The organism is Oceanisphaera sp. W20_SRM_FM3 (assembly GCF_052119705.1).
In the GTDB taxonomy this organism is placed as follows: domain Bacteria; phylum Pseudomonadota; class Gammaproteobacteria; order Enterobacterales; family Aeromonadaceae; genus Oceanimonas.
The window spans coordinates 15,760-30,890 of the sequence record NZ_JBGQOP010000014.1 but is presented as its reverse complement, the minus strand read 5'-3'; the positions used below and the strand labels follow the sequence as shown (position 1 = coordinate 30,890).

The 15,131-nt window shown below is 49.3% G+C and carries 13 protein-coding genes; 5 read left to right on the top strand and 8 right to left on the bottom strand.

What is annotated here, in order from left to right; genetic code table 11:
* Window positions 1–377: 377 nt before the first annotated feature.
* From ACEN2G_RS09150 to ACEN2G_RS09140, 3 genes are all read right to left on the bottom strand, one after another.
* Window positions 378–2,609, bottom strand: coding sequence for an NADP-dependent isocitrate dehydrogenase (locus tag ACEN2G_RS09150; RefSeq protein WP_442021182.1), 2,232 nt, complete (start codon window positions 2,607–2,609; stop codon window positions 378–380).
* Window positions 2,610–2,802: 193 nt separating this feature from the next.
* A complete protein-coding gene (locus ACEN2G_RS09145; protein WP_442021181.1) occupies window positions 2,803–4,296 on the bottom strand; it encodes a diguanylate cyclase in 1,494 nt (497 codons plus the stop codon).
* A 505-nt stretch (window positions 4,297–4,801) separates the two neighbouring features.
* Entirely contained in the window at window positions 4,802–6,226 is a 1,425-nt protein-coding gene (locus tag ACEN2G_RS09140; RefSeq protein ID WP_442021180.1) for a hypothetical protein, read from the bottom strand.
* A gap of 215 nt (window positions 6,227–6,441) precedes the next feature.
* Between ACEN2G_RS09140 and ACEN2G_RS09135 the strand changes: the two genes are divergently transcribed.
* From ACEN2G_RS09135 to ACEN2G_RS09125, 3 genes are all read left to right on the top strand, one after another.
* Window positions 6,442–6,687: a DUF2960 family protein gene (locus ACEN2G_RS09135; RefSeq protein ID WP_442021179.1), complete on the top strand. Its 246-nt coding sequence runs from the start codon at window positions 6,442–6,444 to the stop codon at window positions 6,685–6,687.
* 115 nt (window positions 6,688–6,802) lie between these two features.
* On the top strand, window positions 6,803–8,635 hold the full coding sequence (locus ACEN2G_RS09130; RefSeq protein ID WP_442021178.1) for a putative bifunctional diguanylate cyclase/phosphodiesterase: 1,833 nt from the start codon (window positions 6,803–6,805) through the stop codon (window positions 8,633–8,635).
* A gap of 217 nt (window positions 8,636–8,852) precedes the next feature.
* Complete coding sequence (locus ACEN2G_RS09125; protein ID WP_442021177.1) at window positions 8,853–9,380, top strand: copper chaperone PCu(A)C; 528 nt, start codon at window positions 8,853–8,855, stop codon at window positions 9,378–9,380.
* Between the two features lie 89 nt (window positions 9,381–9,469).
* Here ACEN2G_RS09125 and ACEN2G_RS09120 read toward each other — a convergent pair whose 3' ends face one another.
* From ACEN2G_RS09120 to ACEN2G_RS09110, 3 genes are all read right to left on the bottom strand, one after another.
* A complete protein-coding gene (locus tag ACEN2G_RS09120; protein WP_442021176.1) occupies window positions 9,470–9,892 on the bottom strand; it encodes a CoA-binding protein in 423 nt (140 codons plus the stop codon).
* A 206-nt stretch (window positions 9,893–10,098) separates the two neighbouring features.
* Window positions 10,099–10,536, bottom strand: coding sequence for a thioredoxin TrxC (gene trxC, locus ACEN2G_RS09115; protein WP_442021175.1), 438 nt, complete (start codon window positions 10,534–10,536; stop codon window positions 10,099–10,101).
* 55 nt (window positions 10,537–10,591) lie between these two features.
* Window positions 10,592–11,002 (bottom strand): META domain-containing protein, encoded by a 411-nt coding sequence (locus ACEN2G_RS09110; protein WP_442021174.1) that lies wholly within the window; start codon window positions 11,000–11,002, stop codon window positions 10,592–10,594.
* 1 nt (window position 11,003) lies between these two features.
* On the opposite strand from ACEN2G_RS09110, the gene ACEN2G_RS09105 reads away from it, so the two are divergent.
* Complete coding sequence (locus ACEN2G_RS09105; RefSeq protein WP_442021173.1) at window positions 11,004–11,141, top strand: hypothetical protein; 138 nt, start codon at window positions 11,004–11,006, stop codon at window positions 11,139–11,141.
* A 187-nt stretch (window positions 11,142–11,328) separates the two neighbouring features.
* Here ACEN2G_RS09105 and ACEN2G_RS09100 read toward each other — a convergent pair whose 3' ends face one another.
* Window positions 11,329–11,544, bottom strand: coding sequence for an RNA-binding S4 domain-containing protein (locus ACEN2G_RS09100; protein WP_442021172.1), 216 nt, complete (start codon window positions 11,542–11,544; stop codon window positions 11,329–11,331).
* 395 nt (window positions 11,545–11,939) lie between these two features.
* Between ACEN2G_RS09100 and ACEN2G_RS09095 the strand changes: the two genes are divergently transcribed.
* Window positions 11,940–13,073, top strand: a complete 1,134-nt coding sequence (locus ACEN2G_RS09095; RefSeq protein ID WP_442021171.1) for an aminotransferase class V-fold PLP-dependent enzyme — start codon at window positions 11,940–11,942, stop codon at window positions 13,071–13,073.
* Between the two features lie 64 nt (window positions 13,074–13,137).
* Here the strand turns inward: ACEN2G_RS09095 and ACEN2G_RS09090 are convergent, their stop codons facing one another.
* Window positions 13,138–14,817 carry a methyl-accepting chemotaxis protein gene (locus tag ACEN2G_RS09090; protein WP_442021170.1) on the bottom strand — a complete coding sequence of 560 codons (1,680 nt, stop codon included), beginning with the start codon at window positions 14,815–14,817 and terminating at the stop codon, window positions 13,138–13,140.
* Window positions 14,818–15,131 lie beyond the last annotated feature (314 nt).

Below are 15,131 nucleotides of genomic sequence, written 5' to 3'. Positions count from 1 at the left end.
TCCTGTGTTAACTAGGTAATAAATTCCGATTAAGTGTTGGGTGTTTGGCGATTATTCACTTAAGCGCCGCACGGGAAAAATATTTTTACTGACCTTAAGCGTAGGCTCAAGTGTCTGAACGGGTGAGAGTTTAACAGGTTGCCGGGCTGAAATGCTGGCCAACCTTAAACATAGCGCCCATTTTGGGCGAGCTGTTTGGCTGTAGCAAAAGCTCATTAGGCTAGCTCCTGAAGGAGCAAATAATGATGGTGATCAAACGTGCTTATGCGCCCGCCGTTTCACCTCTCATCTAGCTTAAAAAAAACCCAGCCGAGGCTGGGTTTTGATTGTTATTAACAGCGCGTTATTAACCGAATGTGACTAACCGAACTAGGCGCTTATTTTTTTAAGCTAGCCAGTGTTTGATTAAAGGTGTTACTGGGGCGCATTACCTTGTTTAACGCGGCGGCGTCCATATGGTAATAACCACTCAATGGCGCAGCTGAACCTTGTACTTGATTGAGCTCGTTTACTATCTGCTGCTCATTATCACTCAAGGCTTTTGCCAATGGTGCAAAGTGTGCGGCCAGCTCGGCGTCTTCGGTTTGCGCGGCCAACAGCTCGGCCCAGTACAAGCTCAAGTAGAAATGGCTACCACGGTTGTCCAATTCACCGGCTTTGCGTGAGGGTGACTTGCCGTTATCCAGCAGCAGCTCTGTGGCCTTGTCCAAGTACTTAGCCAAGACTTTGGCCTTGGCATTGCCTTCTTTAATGCCCAGCTCTTCTAATGACACGGCCAGCGCTAAGAACTCTCCTAATGAATCCCAACGCAGGTGATTTTCTTCTAACAGCTGCTGCACGTGCTTAGGTGCTGAACCGCCAGCACCGGTTTCGTACATGCCGCCACCGGCCAACATAGGCACGATAGACAGCATCTTGGCGGAGGTGCCCAGCTCTAGAATAGGGAACAAGTCGGTGAGGTAGTCGCGCAGCACGTTACCGGTCACGGAAATGGTGTCTAGGCCGCGAATGATGCGTTCCATTGAGAAACGGATCGCTTCGTTGTAAGACATGATCTGAATATCTAGCCCGTTCAAGTCATGATCTTGCAAGTAAAGTTCTACTTTTTTACGCAGCTCATTGTCATGAGCGCGATCTGCATCTAACCAGAACACGGCTGGGGTATTAGACTGGCGAGCGCGCGTCACTGCCAGTTTTACCCAGTCGCGTACTGCTGCGTCTTTGGTTTGGCAGGCGCGCCAAATGTCACCTTTTTCCACGTCATGTTGCATCAGCAGGGTACCGTCTTCGGCGACAATGCGCATGGTGCCGTCTTCGGTCAGCTCAAAAGTCTTGTCGTGAGAGCCATATTCTTCGGCCTTCATCGCCATTAAGCCAACGTTCGGTACCGAGCCCATAGTCACAGGGTCGAAGGCACCGTTGGTCTTACAGAAGTTGATTACTTCTTGATAGATGCGGGCATAGGTACTTTCTGGCATCACCGCCTTGGTGTCTTTGAGCTTGCCATCGCGAGCCCACATCTTGCCTGAGCTGCGGATCATGGCCGGCATTGACGCGTCCACTATCACATCACTTGGCACGTGCAGGTTGGTAATGCCTTTCACTGAATCAACCATGGCCATTTTAGGCCTATGCTCGTAGCAGTCGTGAATGGCGCGCTCAATTTCTTCTTGGGTCGACTGGGGCAACGCCTTAATTTTTTCCAGCACGCTGCTCATGCCGTTATTGGGGTTCACGCCCAGCTCGTCAAACAGCTCGCCGTACTTTTCAAACACGTCACGATAAAACACTTTTACCGCATGGCCAAATACGATGGGGTGCGACACCTTCATCATGGTGGCTTTTACGTGCAGCGACCACATTACACCTGTGTCTTTACAGTCTTTGAGCGTGCGCTCAAAAAAGCGCGACAATGCCTTGGCGCTCATAAACATGCCATCTAGCACTTCATCTTGCTGCATCGGTAAGGATTTTTTAACGGTCACCTTACCGGCTTTATCGACGAACTCGATGCGTACTGTTTGTGCCTTATCCAAGGTCACAGACTGTTCGCTAGAGAAGAAATCGCCGCCTTTCATATAATCTGCATGAGAGCGAGAAGCCTTGCTCCACTTGCCCATGGAGTGTGGATATTTACGCACGAACGCTTTAACGGCTGCCGGTGCGCGACGGTCTGAGTTACCTTGGCGCAATACTGGGTTGACGGCACTGCCGATGATGCGCGAGTAGCGCTCAAGAGCGGATTTTTCTGCCTCGGTTTTGGCTTCTTCTGGCAGGTTAGGAATGGCAAAGCCTTGGCCTTGCAGCTCGGCTATACAGGCGCGCAGCTGGGGCACAGAAGCGCTGATGTTAGGCAGCTTAATGATATTGGCGTGTGGGTCTTGGGTCAGCTCACCTAAGGCATTTAAGCCATCTGTGACACGCTGGGCTTCGGTTAGGTACTCGGGGAAGGCGGCCAAAATACGGCTCGCCAAAGAGATATCGCTTAAGGTCACGTCAATGCCGGCGCTGTTGGCAAAGGTGCGCACTATTGGCAGCAAAGAGTAGGTGGCCAAGGCCGGCGCTTCGTCGGTCAAGGTATAAACTATGGTCGATTTTTTAGTGGTCATTATTTCGCTCTTTCCCTGCTTAAACATGGAGGAGGCAGCGGCTAGTGGCACGCGACTTAAAGCTGAGTCGTGGCAAAGGGATAGCGCTGCAGTGAATACACGGACGCCATTGTATGACAGATAGCCCCTAACACTTAAGAGGCTTGAGTAAATTCTGTGGTTTAGGGCATTAATTGTGCGCCTATGATGCTCATTACGCGCTTGTTGCGGGAGTGTGCGGTTGCAGGTCAGCTATGCCACTGTCCACACACACTTGGTTTCTGCCATTATTTTTCGCTTGGTAGAGCAGTGTATCTGCCCGTTGGGTCAAGGTTTCTGGATTATCTGTGGCCATGGCCTGAGTGACACCGGCACTCATGGTCACGCTATCTACCTCAGGAAAATGATGCTGGCGTACTTTTTCCAGTAACAACTCGGCTAAGTGGGCAGCTTGTTCTTGAGAGGTTTCGAAACAGAGCACCAAAAACTCTTCTCCACCCCAACGACAAATAATATCGGATTTACGCAGGTTATCTTTTAAAAGCTGGCTGCATGCCACCAGTACTTTATCGCCCGTGAGATGGCCATATTGATCGTTCACTCGCTTAAAATGGTCAATATCTATCATCATTACCGAGAGTGGGTGCTGGTAGCGTTGTGCACGCTCTAGATCCTTTTCTAGGGTTAAATTTAAACCGTGTCTATTAGTTAGTTGGGTGAGCGCATCGGTTTGCGCCATCACGCTAAGCTGCTGGTTTAGGGCACTAAGGCGGCGCATCCAAAACAGGCTAGTGCCGATCACGGCCAGCAGTAATATGCCTAGCCCGTAAGCTAAGGTGTAGTCGGTCACCACCTCTGACACGACTTGCAGACTCAAGTAGCGATCCATGATTTGTTGCCGCTCTTGCTCGCTAAGAGCCGCTATGCCGTGGTTAAGAATAGTGCGCAGCGTTTGTTCCGATTGAGAAATGCCAATACGCAACTGATTACTGTAGCCGGGCACTTGGCCCGACACTTTTAGATTGTACCAGCCGGCATTTTTAATGGTGTGTGCCGCAATAATGAGGGATCGCAGCGTCAGATCCACTTTGCCATCGGACACCATTTGCATCGCTTGTGTCTCGGAATCCGTATAAACAATGGTGAGATTAGGAAAGTCCCGAGCGAACAATTCGGCCATGGCGGTGCCGCTTGGCAAGGCAATGGTTTTATTGTTAAGACTGGCGATATCGGAGATAAAAGGATGATCGTCACGCGTGATCAACACATTGGGATCTTCTAGCAGCGGCTCGGTGAAGATCAGCCATTGTTCGCGCTCTGGAGTTTGATTAAGTGCACTGAGGGCCAAGCATTGGCCACTTTTTGAAGCGAGCAGGCTTTCTTCCCAACTCTTGGTGGGGTGCAACTGTATCTGTAATCCAGCTTTGCTCGCCACCAGTGGCAGTAAGTCAGCAATAATGCCGACGTGCTGTTGGTTGTTATCTATGCCTTCAAAAGGTAACCAGTCCGGATCTACACACACCGACAATACAGGGTGCGCGCTAATATAAGCCTGCTCGGTCACGGTGAGCGGCACGTGAGTTGCCGTCGTTTTCAACTGCTGGACTAGTAGCAGTAATAGTAATAGGCCTGCCCACACGGGATAGCTGGTGAGCCGAAAAAAAGCCAGAAGACGCCGAGTGACGGTTAATACAGAGACAGAGTCCATTCTCGCTCACAGGCAATGATGATACGGTTATCATGGGGACTTAGTGATAGGAGCGCAAATACTTAATGTGCTATTTGTTGGGCAGAGCACAGTGCTTACTTAATACGGTGATAAAAACGTTAATACTAGAGCTTGATGAAAATGACGGGATAAAAAACTCTGTGAATTTTGAAATCTAATATCTAGCAGTTGTTAATGAAGAAAAATGGCGAATAAAGGAAGGAAAAATTTACATTATAATGATTGAGTAATAACTCATCACTTCTGTGGAGTTTTCTGGTTAGTTTGCTCTTTAAAAACGAAAGACTTTTTGCCACGGAATCCACTGAAAAATAGTGATCAGATCTGAAAGTAGCTCTTATCCATCAAAGGCTTTTGGGCGCTTGTCGCACGTGGACTGCGTCCGTGAGTTCCGTGTTCTTCCGTGGCAAAAAATATTTTTTTCATTTCCACATCTGTTGTACCGATCTACTTAGCAGAGGTAACTGTTGCTAATCACCATTTGCTAACCCTCGGCGCTTGCTCTGTTTTCTTCGGTACTGGCTGATGACGGTTGAGTTTCGGTCGCGGCTTTAGTGGTACCGGGGCGTATTATTTCTTCTATTTCTACGATTTTTGAACGACTCATCACCAGCTTCCAGCGCTGGATCACCGGCGGTTTTTGGCCTTGAATTTCGCGGGTGACTAAGTTGATGAGGTAGCGTTTTTCTACCGCATGGCGCGATACCTGACCTTCTTTTAATTGGTATACGTGATGGGAACCCTTTTCCATCAGCTTAGAGAGTAAAGTTAAGTCCAGCTGCAAGGTTTCACGGGTTTGCTCATAGCCGCTTAAGAAACGGATCGGCAGCATGCGCGAGTGACTGCCGTAATGCATGATGATTTCTTCTTTTTGGCTAATGTTGGCTCGGCGCGCGTTGAGGATCTCCTCGCTGAGCCTCGCGGGTTTGCGATAGTCAAACCATTCTAATTGGCGACCGACCACTTGATTGCTGTGCACATCGAAATATTGGCGTCGCCATTTAGGGCGACCTTTGCGCAGCCAGCGCCACAAGGTATTACGCAAGTCATCTTTAAAGACTTCGCGCAGCGCATACAACAGTGCCAGCGTTAAAATCACCAACAACGAAATACTGCCTAAGGTTTCTCGTACCTCAAATACCGCTAATGACATGGCAGTCATCACCACGGCGGTGACGCCGGCTTTAAGGGCTTTTTCTTCGCCGCCGCCCAGCTCGCGGGTTTTTTCTTTTAAGGTCACAGGATATTCAATTAAGCGACGTAACAGGCGCATCTTATTTGAAATACGCGACAGCGCTTCTGTGGTGTAATTAGAGTTGTATTGTTGTTGATTGCGGTGTGCATACTCGCTATCACAGACTTCCAGCAATAGGCCTTTGACTGTTTTATAATCACCGCTGCGTGGCAAGTGTGCCACCAATGACAATAATCTTTGCTCGGTAAACCAAGATAAGTAGTTGTCGATATTGGCGTAATACTTACGTAATGTTGGATCTTCAGGCTTATTACGACGCAAGCGGCGTAATATATCTTGGGTTAGGGCTATCAGCTCTTCGATGTTGGTCTGATTAGTGCCGTCTTTTTCGTTGCGTAACTCATGGCAAGACTGCTCAAGACCGATGGCATATTGATAGGCATACAAACTGAGGCTTAAGCGATATTGCTCCGACGACAGCTCGCCGCGGCGCGCCAGCCGGCTGTGGACTAAGGGTAAATAGGGGCGATCACTAAAGTAGGTGCGCTGCACATGAATGGCATTGTGGTAAAACTCCTCTTCTGGTACCACTTTAGTGTTGAGGCCCAGCTCGCCGGGCACAAAAAAATAAATATCAAATTTGTGCTCGGTAGCCTCGCGCAGAATACGGGATATTTTGAGAGAAAAACCATCTTTACGCTCAACGCTGATCACAGGCGGCTTACTCCACAAAAATTAATAATGACAGTAGGTTAACGTATTTTAGTATGCCATATCTTGGCCAGATACAAATCCCTTGGCTCAGTTGTGAGCTCGCTCAAGCTAATGCTGAGCCTTAGGTGGTGAGTACAATGGCGCCGCTCGCTTAAGCAATGCTTGAGTCGCTTCGCGGATGCAGGGACAATAGTGTTTTGCTCAAAGGTTTTCCCATGGCTTATCGTATTACTTACCTCTATCGCAACCTACAAAAAGAAATCGGGTATGCGAACGACAAACACCACAGCGTGTATGACGCTATCGCCTTAGCAGAGGGCGTAGATTTAGCGGAATTTCATCGCATGGAAAATCAGCTGGCCAATGTCTGCCGCAACGACCGTAAAACCATGAAAGATTTTCGGGAAGAATACTTTGTTAAGTTAGGTTTTAGTCAGGTCGTGATCGCCCGCGAAGAGTAAATCAACAGCGGAGATTCGGCATTCTCTAAACGGTGTTTATTAGGTTGGACAGCTTCAAATGAGTTTGACATTATGCCTTGGACACTCAGCAGTTAATGGATTATCTGTGGAACATGTGAAGACATTTTTTAGCTATCACAAGGCCTTGATGCAATTGCTGCACAGTGCCGGCTTCAGCGCGCTTAGCCAGCGTACAAAACTGGAAGCCTTGCTGACGTTGTGTGGTGATTTACTCAAGACCGACAGTGTGTCTATTTGGAGTATGAGTTCCTGTGGCGCTAGCCTCAATCGGGAGTTTTATTACCAGCCGCAGTCTGGTCATCATTATCTTCCTTATACACTGACGCGGGCGGAACATGCTTTGTACTTCAAAGTATTAGAAGAGGCGGAAATATTAGTCACTCACGATGCGACTCAAGACCCGCGCACTCAGTCACTGAGAGGCACTTATGTGGGGCACGGCTCGGACGTGGCGGCTATGCTGGATGTGCCTATTTATGATGGTAACCGTCTCTATGGCGTTTTATGTTTAGAAAGTGCAGCGCAACGGCACTGGAGTTTACCGGATATTGCTTGTGCCACCGCTTTCGCCGATACCGTCAGTTTGACCAACACCCATCAAGCTTGGCTCAACAGCCGCAAAGAGCTGGACTACATCACTCACCACGACGATTTTACCGGCCTACAAAACCGCCATTCCTTGGAGCATCGCCTGCAGCAGCTGATCCAAAAAGATGTCCCTAATCACTTTGCCTTGTTGTGGTTTGATATTGACCGACTGAATACCATTAATAATGGCCTAGGGGATCAAGTGGGCGATGCTGTGGTCAGTGAAGTGGCAGCCCGATTACGGGGTCTGTTACTGCCGGGCAAAGACATGGTGGCGCGAGTGGGCGGGGATGAGTTTGCCATGCTGTATGCTTGGCCCGACGATGACTCTGAGCTTGCCGCAACGGTGGCGTCTATTATGGATACGCTTCACCAACCGATTTATATCGGTCAGCAAAAGTTGGTCGTGACGACCAGCGTAGGGGTGGCGCTTTACCCTAGAGATACGGATGATATTAATAGTTTATTGCGCTGCAGTGAGTCGGCCATGTATCACGCCAAGGCTTGCGGACGCCGCCAGGCGCAATTTTATAATCAAGCTGTTTCTGTCTCTGCTAAGGCCCGGTTTTTATTAGAGAGCCAATTAATCGATGCCCTCGCCAATAATGGCTTGAGTGTGTTTTATCAGCCGATTATGTCTGCGGATCTTCAGACGCTAGTAAGCTGTGAAGCCTTAGTGCGTTGGTCTCATCCCCGCGCCGGTTTCTTATCACCCGCCGAGTTTTTACCCTTAGCCTACGAAGCCGGTTTAATGACGGAACTAGACCTTTGGGTGCTAGAACGCGTGTGCCAAGACATTAAACAGGCACGGACTCAGGGCTTGTGTATGCCAACCGTGGCCGTGAATTTATCTGCCGATACCGTGATGGATCCTTTATTGGCGGATAAGGTGTTTAATTTGCTTGAGCATTATCAAATTCAGGGCGGCCAGCTAGAGCTGGAAATGATCGAAGACGCCATTAAAGGTGACTCCAGCACTTTGTCTGATACTTTAGCGCAACTGGTGCGCATGGGCATTAAGTTGTCGATTGATGATTTTGGCACCGGTTATTCATCTTTGTTGCGGCTGAAAAATTTGCCTTTCACCAAGTTAAAAATTGATCGTTCCTTTATTCAAGACCTACCCCATGATATTGATGATTGTGCCCTTACTTTGTCGATTTTGGGTATGGCTCGTGGTTTAGGCTTGGCCGTGGTCGCGGAGGGCGTCGAAAATATTGATCAAGAACAATGGTTGCAACAGCAAGGCTGTCATTATCTACAAGGTTTTAAATACCACAGGCCCATGCCGGTAAGTGATTTCTTTGCCTTGCTCAAGGCTGGTATGACTCATGAGTAAGTGGCCAGTTTAACTTAAGCGGCGAGTCTAATGTCGGTTTAGCGTTCGCTTAGCCATCAAACTCTGTGATTCAGCCCGCGAACGTGAAAGACGACGTCTTGTTTAGCGCTTGTATGTTGCAAATCTGCCTTGTATAAAATGACGGGCTTGCAGATTTTTAATTGTGGACGCTAGGGCTGAACACTCAGGCTTGGCCACCATTAATAGAGGATGACTAATGAAAAATTTAAAAATGTTATTGGCTTCGGCATTGGTACTGGGTTCAAGTGTGCTCGGCTCAAGCGTGGTGATGGCGCACGAATATCATGCGGGTGAGCTCGACATTGCTCATCCTTGGGCGCGACCTTTACCGCCTGTTGCTAAGGTCGGCGTGGCTTATTTTACCGTGACCAATAAAGGCGATACCGATGACGTGCTGCTCAGTGCCGAGAGCCCGATTGCCGATAAGGTAGAAATACATACCCACCTTAAAGAGGGTGATGTGATGAAGATGCGCCAAGTTGAGGACTTAGTCATTCCGGCACACGGAGAGCAGAAACTGGCACCCGGTGGCTTACATTTAATGTTGATGGGTCTTAAAGAAGTGCCCGCCGTCGATACTAAGTTTCCAGTGACCTTGCATTTTAAACAAGCCGGTAAAGTCGAAGTTGAAGTGGCGGTAGATGCGGAGCAGGCGGTAGATGCAACATCACATGATCATGCTGGCCATGGCAATGCTGATCAAGGCGATCATCACAGCCATTAAGCAGATGGCAGTTAGATAATAGTTGGCGATGTATTAGCCAATAAAAAGGGCTCATTATGAGCCCTTTTTTATGCCGTCGTCACGGATATTTAAGAATGCTTTGCCAATTGCTGATGTACTTTCTTGATGCAGATATCTTCTACATAATCCATATCGGCTTCACGGGCTAGCTCTGCCGCCGCTTCACAAACCACGCCTTCTTGTAACCACAAACATTGGGCATCTTGCTCTATGGCTTGTTCGGCAAGCTGAGCGGCAAACTCGCCGCGACGAAATACATTAATCAATTGCACCGGCTGTGCTAGCTCATCCAGCTCGGCCACACAGGTTTGTCCCAATATAACCGCACCCGCTAATTGCGGATTAACCGGATGCACAATAAAACCCTGTTGCAATAGGTAGTCCATCACTTGATAACTGGCCCGTTCTGGGCGATTAGAGGCACCCACCAGCGCTATGCTACGAGTCTGCTCTAAAATACGTGCTAAGCGCGTTTGTTCGGCTTGGTTCATTATGTATTCCACAGTTATAAAATCTCGCTATATCAAGTTGCCGGCCCGTTTCATGACCGAAAGTTATCGGCTGTGCGTGCCCAAGACACGGCTAGCGCCATTAGAGAAAGGAAGCCCTGAGCTTGCCTACTGTTCGCATTATATGATGTTAAGTTGTTGGGGCCTTACGGCCATTTTGCTTAGCAAATAAACCTGCAGTGGAGGCATTATCTCGCCAAGCTTTGCAGCCATTGTTGCAATTGGCCGGCGGAAAGCGCACCGGACTGACGAGCAATTTCTTTACCTTGATGAAACGCAATCAAGGTGGGAATAGAACGAATCGCCCACTGGGCGGCGACTGCCGAATGCGCTTCGGTATCTAACTTAGCCAAACGTAGCCGACCTTGAACCTTGTCCACGGCTGCGGCAAAGGTGGGAGCCATTTGTTGGCAGGGGCCACACCAAGGCGCCCAAAAGTCCACGACTAAAGGCAGCGTTTCGTGCGTCAACAAACGATTGAGCAAGCTGGCGTTTAACGTCAGTGGCTCGGCGGGTAATAGCAGCGTCTGACACTTGCCACATTGTGGCTCCTCAACTAAGCGCGCTTCGGGTACTCGGTTTTTAGCCTGACAGGCGGGGCAAATCAAGATAGCGGATGCAGTCATCACTCAGTCTCACTCTCAGTCCAGTATCACTCTAATAGCCAATATCTTCGTCGGCTTACATCCAGTCGGCTAAGGTGTACGTCAGAGTATGTTTGTCGCCAGTCAGCGTCAGCTCTGTACCTTGATTATTGATGGTCGCCCCTTTACCCAAGGTCTCTAATACCGCCTGCTCGACGACTTGCTCTGCCGGTGAACAGGCCATCATAGTGGTGGCTAATGGCTCGGCAATCAGGCGATTTTTTTCAATACTGGCACTGCCAAAGAAGCGGTTACAACCCGCTAAACCGTTAATGGTCAAGTGTTCAGCAACTTCTAAATCCGACTTAATGTCAGAGGAGATGGCCACACCATCAATGGCGCTTAAGGTCCAGTGATGATGCTGCAGCTCTGAGTTAACGACCTCAGCGGGGCCGCTACTGCAGGCGGTCAATAACAGGGCGCTGGCACTTAAGATAGCAATTCTCATAATGGATCCTTTAATATTGTTATTATTCGAAACCGATGACCATGGCGGTCTGTTATTAGGCATTATCGGATCCGATGATGTAAGAATAGTGAACAGCAACGGCTTACTTTTCAAGAGCAAAGCTAAGTCATTAGCATAATAGTCACTAAACCCAGCCTGCACGCTATAAAAACCGACGTAATTTTTGGGAGGTGTTGGCACTAAACCGCTGCGCGAACCTTAGGCGAGCGCAGGGCTTGAGGGTGATATTTGAAGCGTGAGGCGCAGTTTTGAGGCTGCACGTGAGATTTTTTTCACGGCTTATTCCTCACCGCTTACCCTGCGCGTTAAGCCGTTACTGCGACTTCTTGCTTTTGAAAACGCACCACTTGGCCTGCGAGTATTTTGCAGCGTTTACGCAGTTCTACTTGGCCATCTACCGTTACTAAGCCCACATCAATCACATCCTTGGCCATGGCGCCAGACTCACACCAGCCCAGCACCTTGAGTAAGTTGTGCAGCGGAATAAAGGGATTACCTTCTAAGCTAAATGTTTCTTTCATCGAGTTTTGCCTTACGTATGCGAGTTAACGTGCCAGTTTAAAATAGGGTATTTATAGTAACACCTACCAAGGGTCTGCTGGCAGAGGTTAGTAGAGAAGATTTGTGTATTAGATCTTTGTTATTTACCCGCAGATTAGGCATTATTAACGGACTCACGCTTAACCTATTCTTAGCTTATCGCCTAAGATGTAGGTCAGCGCAGACTCATCAATCGCCCTTCGGTTTAGCTGACTTCGCCATTTCTCTTGTTGCTTACCTTTATTCATAGGTCGGCATGGGCTAAATGTTCACCGTTGTCGGCTGTAAGTCTGGATATCGGAACCAAGCTACGGGCTGATTATTATCCTTAATGCCGCGAGCTTGTTACATTAGTTTTTAGAAATTAGAGGTGCTTATGTCCGGATTGTTGCCCCATGTGGACCCTGAAGGTCTGCGGGAATTTTCAGTGGTTTATACCGATCGTGCGCTTAACCATATGTCACAACGCTTTCAACAGGTGATGCGTGATATCTCTGGCGCCTTAAAAGAGGTGTATCAAGCTGACGCAGTGGCGGTGATCCCTGGCAGTGGTACCTTTGGCATGGAGGCGGTTGCTCGCCAATTTGCCACAGACCAAGATTGCCTGATTATTCGCAATGGTTGGTTTAGCTATCGTTGGAGCCAAATTTTTGCCGCCGGCAATATTCCCGCCTCCGAAACCGTGCTCAAGGCGCGCGCCATCGAAGCCGGCTCTCAGGCGGCCTTTGCACCGGCACCCATTGAAGAGGTGGTCGCCAGCATTTTGGCCAATAAACCCGGTGTGGTGATTGCCGCACACGTAGAAACTGCCGCCGGCATGATACTACCGGATGATTACCTCAAAGCGGTTAGCCAAGCCACTCATGAAGTGGGCGGCTTATTTGTGCTGGATTGCATCGCCTCCGGTGCCACTTGGGTGGATATGAAAGCCTGTGGCATAGATGTGTTGCTTAGCGCGCCACAAAAAGGCTGGAGCAGCGCACCTTGCTGCGGTTTGGTGATGTTGAGTGCTCGCGCCCGTCAACGCGCCGAGCAAACCCAAAGCACCAGCTTTGCTTGTGACTTAAAGCAGTGGTTAAAAGTGATGGAAGCCTACGAGCAAGGCGGTCATGCTTATTACACCACTTTGCCCACCGATGCCTTGGTGCAGTTTCGCGATACGATTACCGAGACTGCGGGTTTAGGCTTTGAGGAAATGAAATTACGCCAACAGCAATTGGGCGAGCGAGTGCGCGCCGCTCTGGCCAAGCGTGGTATTAAGAGCCTGGCCGCCGACGGTTTTGCCGCCCCCAGCGTGATTGTTTGTTACACCCAAGATGCGGCCATTAAAAGTGGCGCTAAGTTTATGGCTCAAGGCCTGCAAATTGCCGCCGGCGTGCCATTACAGTGCGACGAGCCTGCGGATTTTCAGACCTTTCGCGTTGGCCTGTTTGGGCTAGAAAAGCTGCAAGATGTGGCCGCTACTGTTGCTACCTTTGAGCAAGCGCTGGATCAAGTGCTACAAGGTTAAAATGCGTTGAGGTGGCGTAAGCCGTCGTTATAGTAAAGCCGCCTTTTCGGGCGGCTTTTTGATATTAGGCGATTTGGGTTTTGCCCTTGATGGGTTCCGGCGTGTGCTGTACGTCGGCGGCTTGTAGCTTAAAGTGGGTTATTTGTACGCTGAGATCTCGAGACGCCCCCAGCACTCGATGGCTGGTTTGTGAAATGAGATCGCTAACTTGGACGGCTTCTTGTGAGCCTTTATTGATTTGTGTGAGGTTACGGTTAATCTCTTCGGCCACGGCGGACTGCTCTTCCGAGGCGGTCGCTATTTGGGCATTCATATCATTAATGCGCTGTACCTCTTCCAAAATTCTTTCTAAATCCTGCCCCGCGGCGCGCACCACCTCGACGCTGCTTCCTGCCTGCTTTTGGCTGATATGCATATGTTCTACTACTGTGCTGGCATGGTTTTGTAGTTGCTGGATCATGCGCTGAATTTCACCGGTCGACTCCTGCGTGCGTTGCGCCAAAGATCGTACTTCGTCGGCGACCACGGCAAAACCGCGACCGGAGTCACCGGCTCGTGCCGCTTCAATGGCCGCATTTAGAGCCAGTAAGTTGGTTTGCTCGGAAATATTGCTAATCACCTCGACCACAGAGCCAATTTGCTGCGTTTGCGTTTCTAGCTCACGCATAGCCTGATCCGCTTTAGACACCGACTCTGCCAATTGCAGCATACACTCTATGCTGCGCGCCACATCCTCGTTGCCCATACGTGCTTCGTTGTTGGCGTGATCGGCGGCTTGTGAGGCATCATTGGCATAGCGTGCCACTTCTTGCACGGTGGCATTCATTTCATTCATGGCGGTGGCCACCTGATCAACCTCAGAGAACTGAGCTTGCATGCTGGCGCGGGTCTGCTGGCTTTTTACGCTCAGCCCTTCTGCTTCGCCATCCAAGGTGCTGGAGGCATGGCGCACCTTTAACAGTAACTGACACAGCTGCTCGCCCATGCTGTCGACGCCACGAGAAAGTTGGCCTATTTCGTCGGTGCGGGTGGCCTTGGTGCGCGCACTGAGATCGCCTTTACCAAATTGTTCTACCACTTCTTGCACCCGCGCCACCGAAAAAGTGAGTGAACGGCTAATTAGCACCACTATGATCAGGGCCAGTATCATCACCAATCCGGTTAACAGCAGTGATTTGGTGGCTTGTTGCCAGAACAGGGTATTTACATCGCTTAAATAAATGCCACTGCCAATTACCCAGCCCCAAGGAGCAAAGCCTTGTACATAAGAGGCTTTTTGTTGTGAGGAGCTAGCTTGAGGAGCCATATAGCTGTATTCGACAAAGCCCGCCTCCTGTTGTTTTACGGTTTGCACCATGGCTTGCCAGTGATATTGACCATCGGCATCGGTCACCTGAGTCATGTCTTTGCCCTCAGACTCGGGTTTTATGGGGTGCAAGATCAGTCGATGCTCCATGTCGTTGATCCACATGTAGCCACCATTACCATAGCGCAGCGTACCCAGCGCCACTTTGGCGAGGCGCTGGCTTTCTTCTACGCCTAGTCGTGGGCTTTGTACATAATAATGCTCGACCAAGGAAACGGCGGTTTCTACCTGTTCGCGCACACTTTCTTTGCGTGCTTCCATGAGCTCATGGCGCAGCCCTATCAAGGCCGAGCCTTGTACCAGCACAATACCGATAAATAAGCTGGCGACCATGGCCAGTAATTTATAGCGCAGACTGAGGTTATTTAGTAATTGCATGTCCATCCTTCCCGACTAGGCAATATATTGCCATTAGTGATGTGGTATTGAAGCTGTGGACAGAAGGTTGTCTGTGATCAGAAATGACATCGGCATAAACAAGGTTATGTTGATATTCCATTCATCAGGTTAAGCGTCCCGTGCTTATTGTTATATTGTGCGGCTGACAATTAGAGTCAACCGAAACCCAGATTAGCAGTGCTCATAGGTAAGATATACAGTTAAATATGTATGTTTATTGATAAAGATCATGGTAATAGATGTAAATATTTACGGTCTAAGCCAAGGCCTAAGAGAAAGGGTTTTGCGGCTCT

Coding starts and splice junctions, on each gene's coding strand:
- ACEN2G_RS09150 (WP_442021182.1), bottom strand. CDS start 2,609: ATGACCACTAAAAAATCGACCATAGTTTATACCTTGACCGACGAAGCG.
- ACEN2G_RS09145 (WP_442021181.1), bottom strand. CDS start 4,296: ATGGACTCTGTCTCTGTATTAACCGTCACTCGGCGTCTTCTGGCTTTT.
- ACEN2G_RS09135 (WP_442021179.1), top strand. CDS start 6,442: ATGGCTTATCGTATTACTTACCTCTATCGCAACCTACAAAAAGAAATC.
- ACEN2G_RS09125 (WP_442021177.1), top strand. CDS start 8,853: ATGAAAAATTTAAAAATGTTATTGGCTTCGGCATTGGTACTGGGTTCA.
- ACEN2G_RS09120 (WP_442021176.1), bottom strand. CDS start 9,892: ATGAACCAAGCCGAACAAACGCGCTTAGCACGTATTTTAGAGCAGACT.
- trxC (WP_442021175.1), bottom strand. CDS start 10,536: ATGACTGCATCCGCTATCTTGATTTGCCCCGCCTGTCAGGCTAAAAAC.
- ACEN2G_RS09110 (WP_442021174.1), bottom strand. CDS start 11,002: ATGAGAATTGCTATCTTAAGTGCCAGCGCCCTGTTATTGACCGCCTGC.
- ACEN2G_RS09105 (WP_442021173.1), top strand. CDS start 11,004: ATGGATCCTTTAATATTGTTATTATTCGAAACCGATGACCATGGCGGT.
- ACEN2G_RS09100 (WP_442021172.1), bottom strand. CDS start 11,544: ATGAAAGAAACATTTAGCTTAGAAGGTAATCCCTTTATTCCGCTGCAC.
- ACEN2G_RS09095 (WP_442021171.1), top strand. CDS start 11,940: ATGTCCGGATTGTTGCCCCATGTGGACCCTGAAGGTCTGCGGGAATTT.
- ACEN2G_RS09090 (WP_442021170.1), bottom strand. CDS start 14,817: ATGCAATTACTAAATAACCTCAGTCTGCGCTATAAATTACTGGCCATG.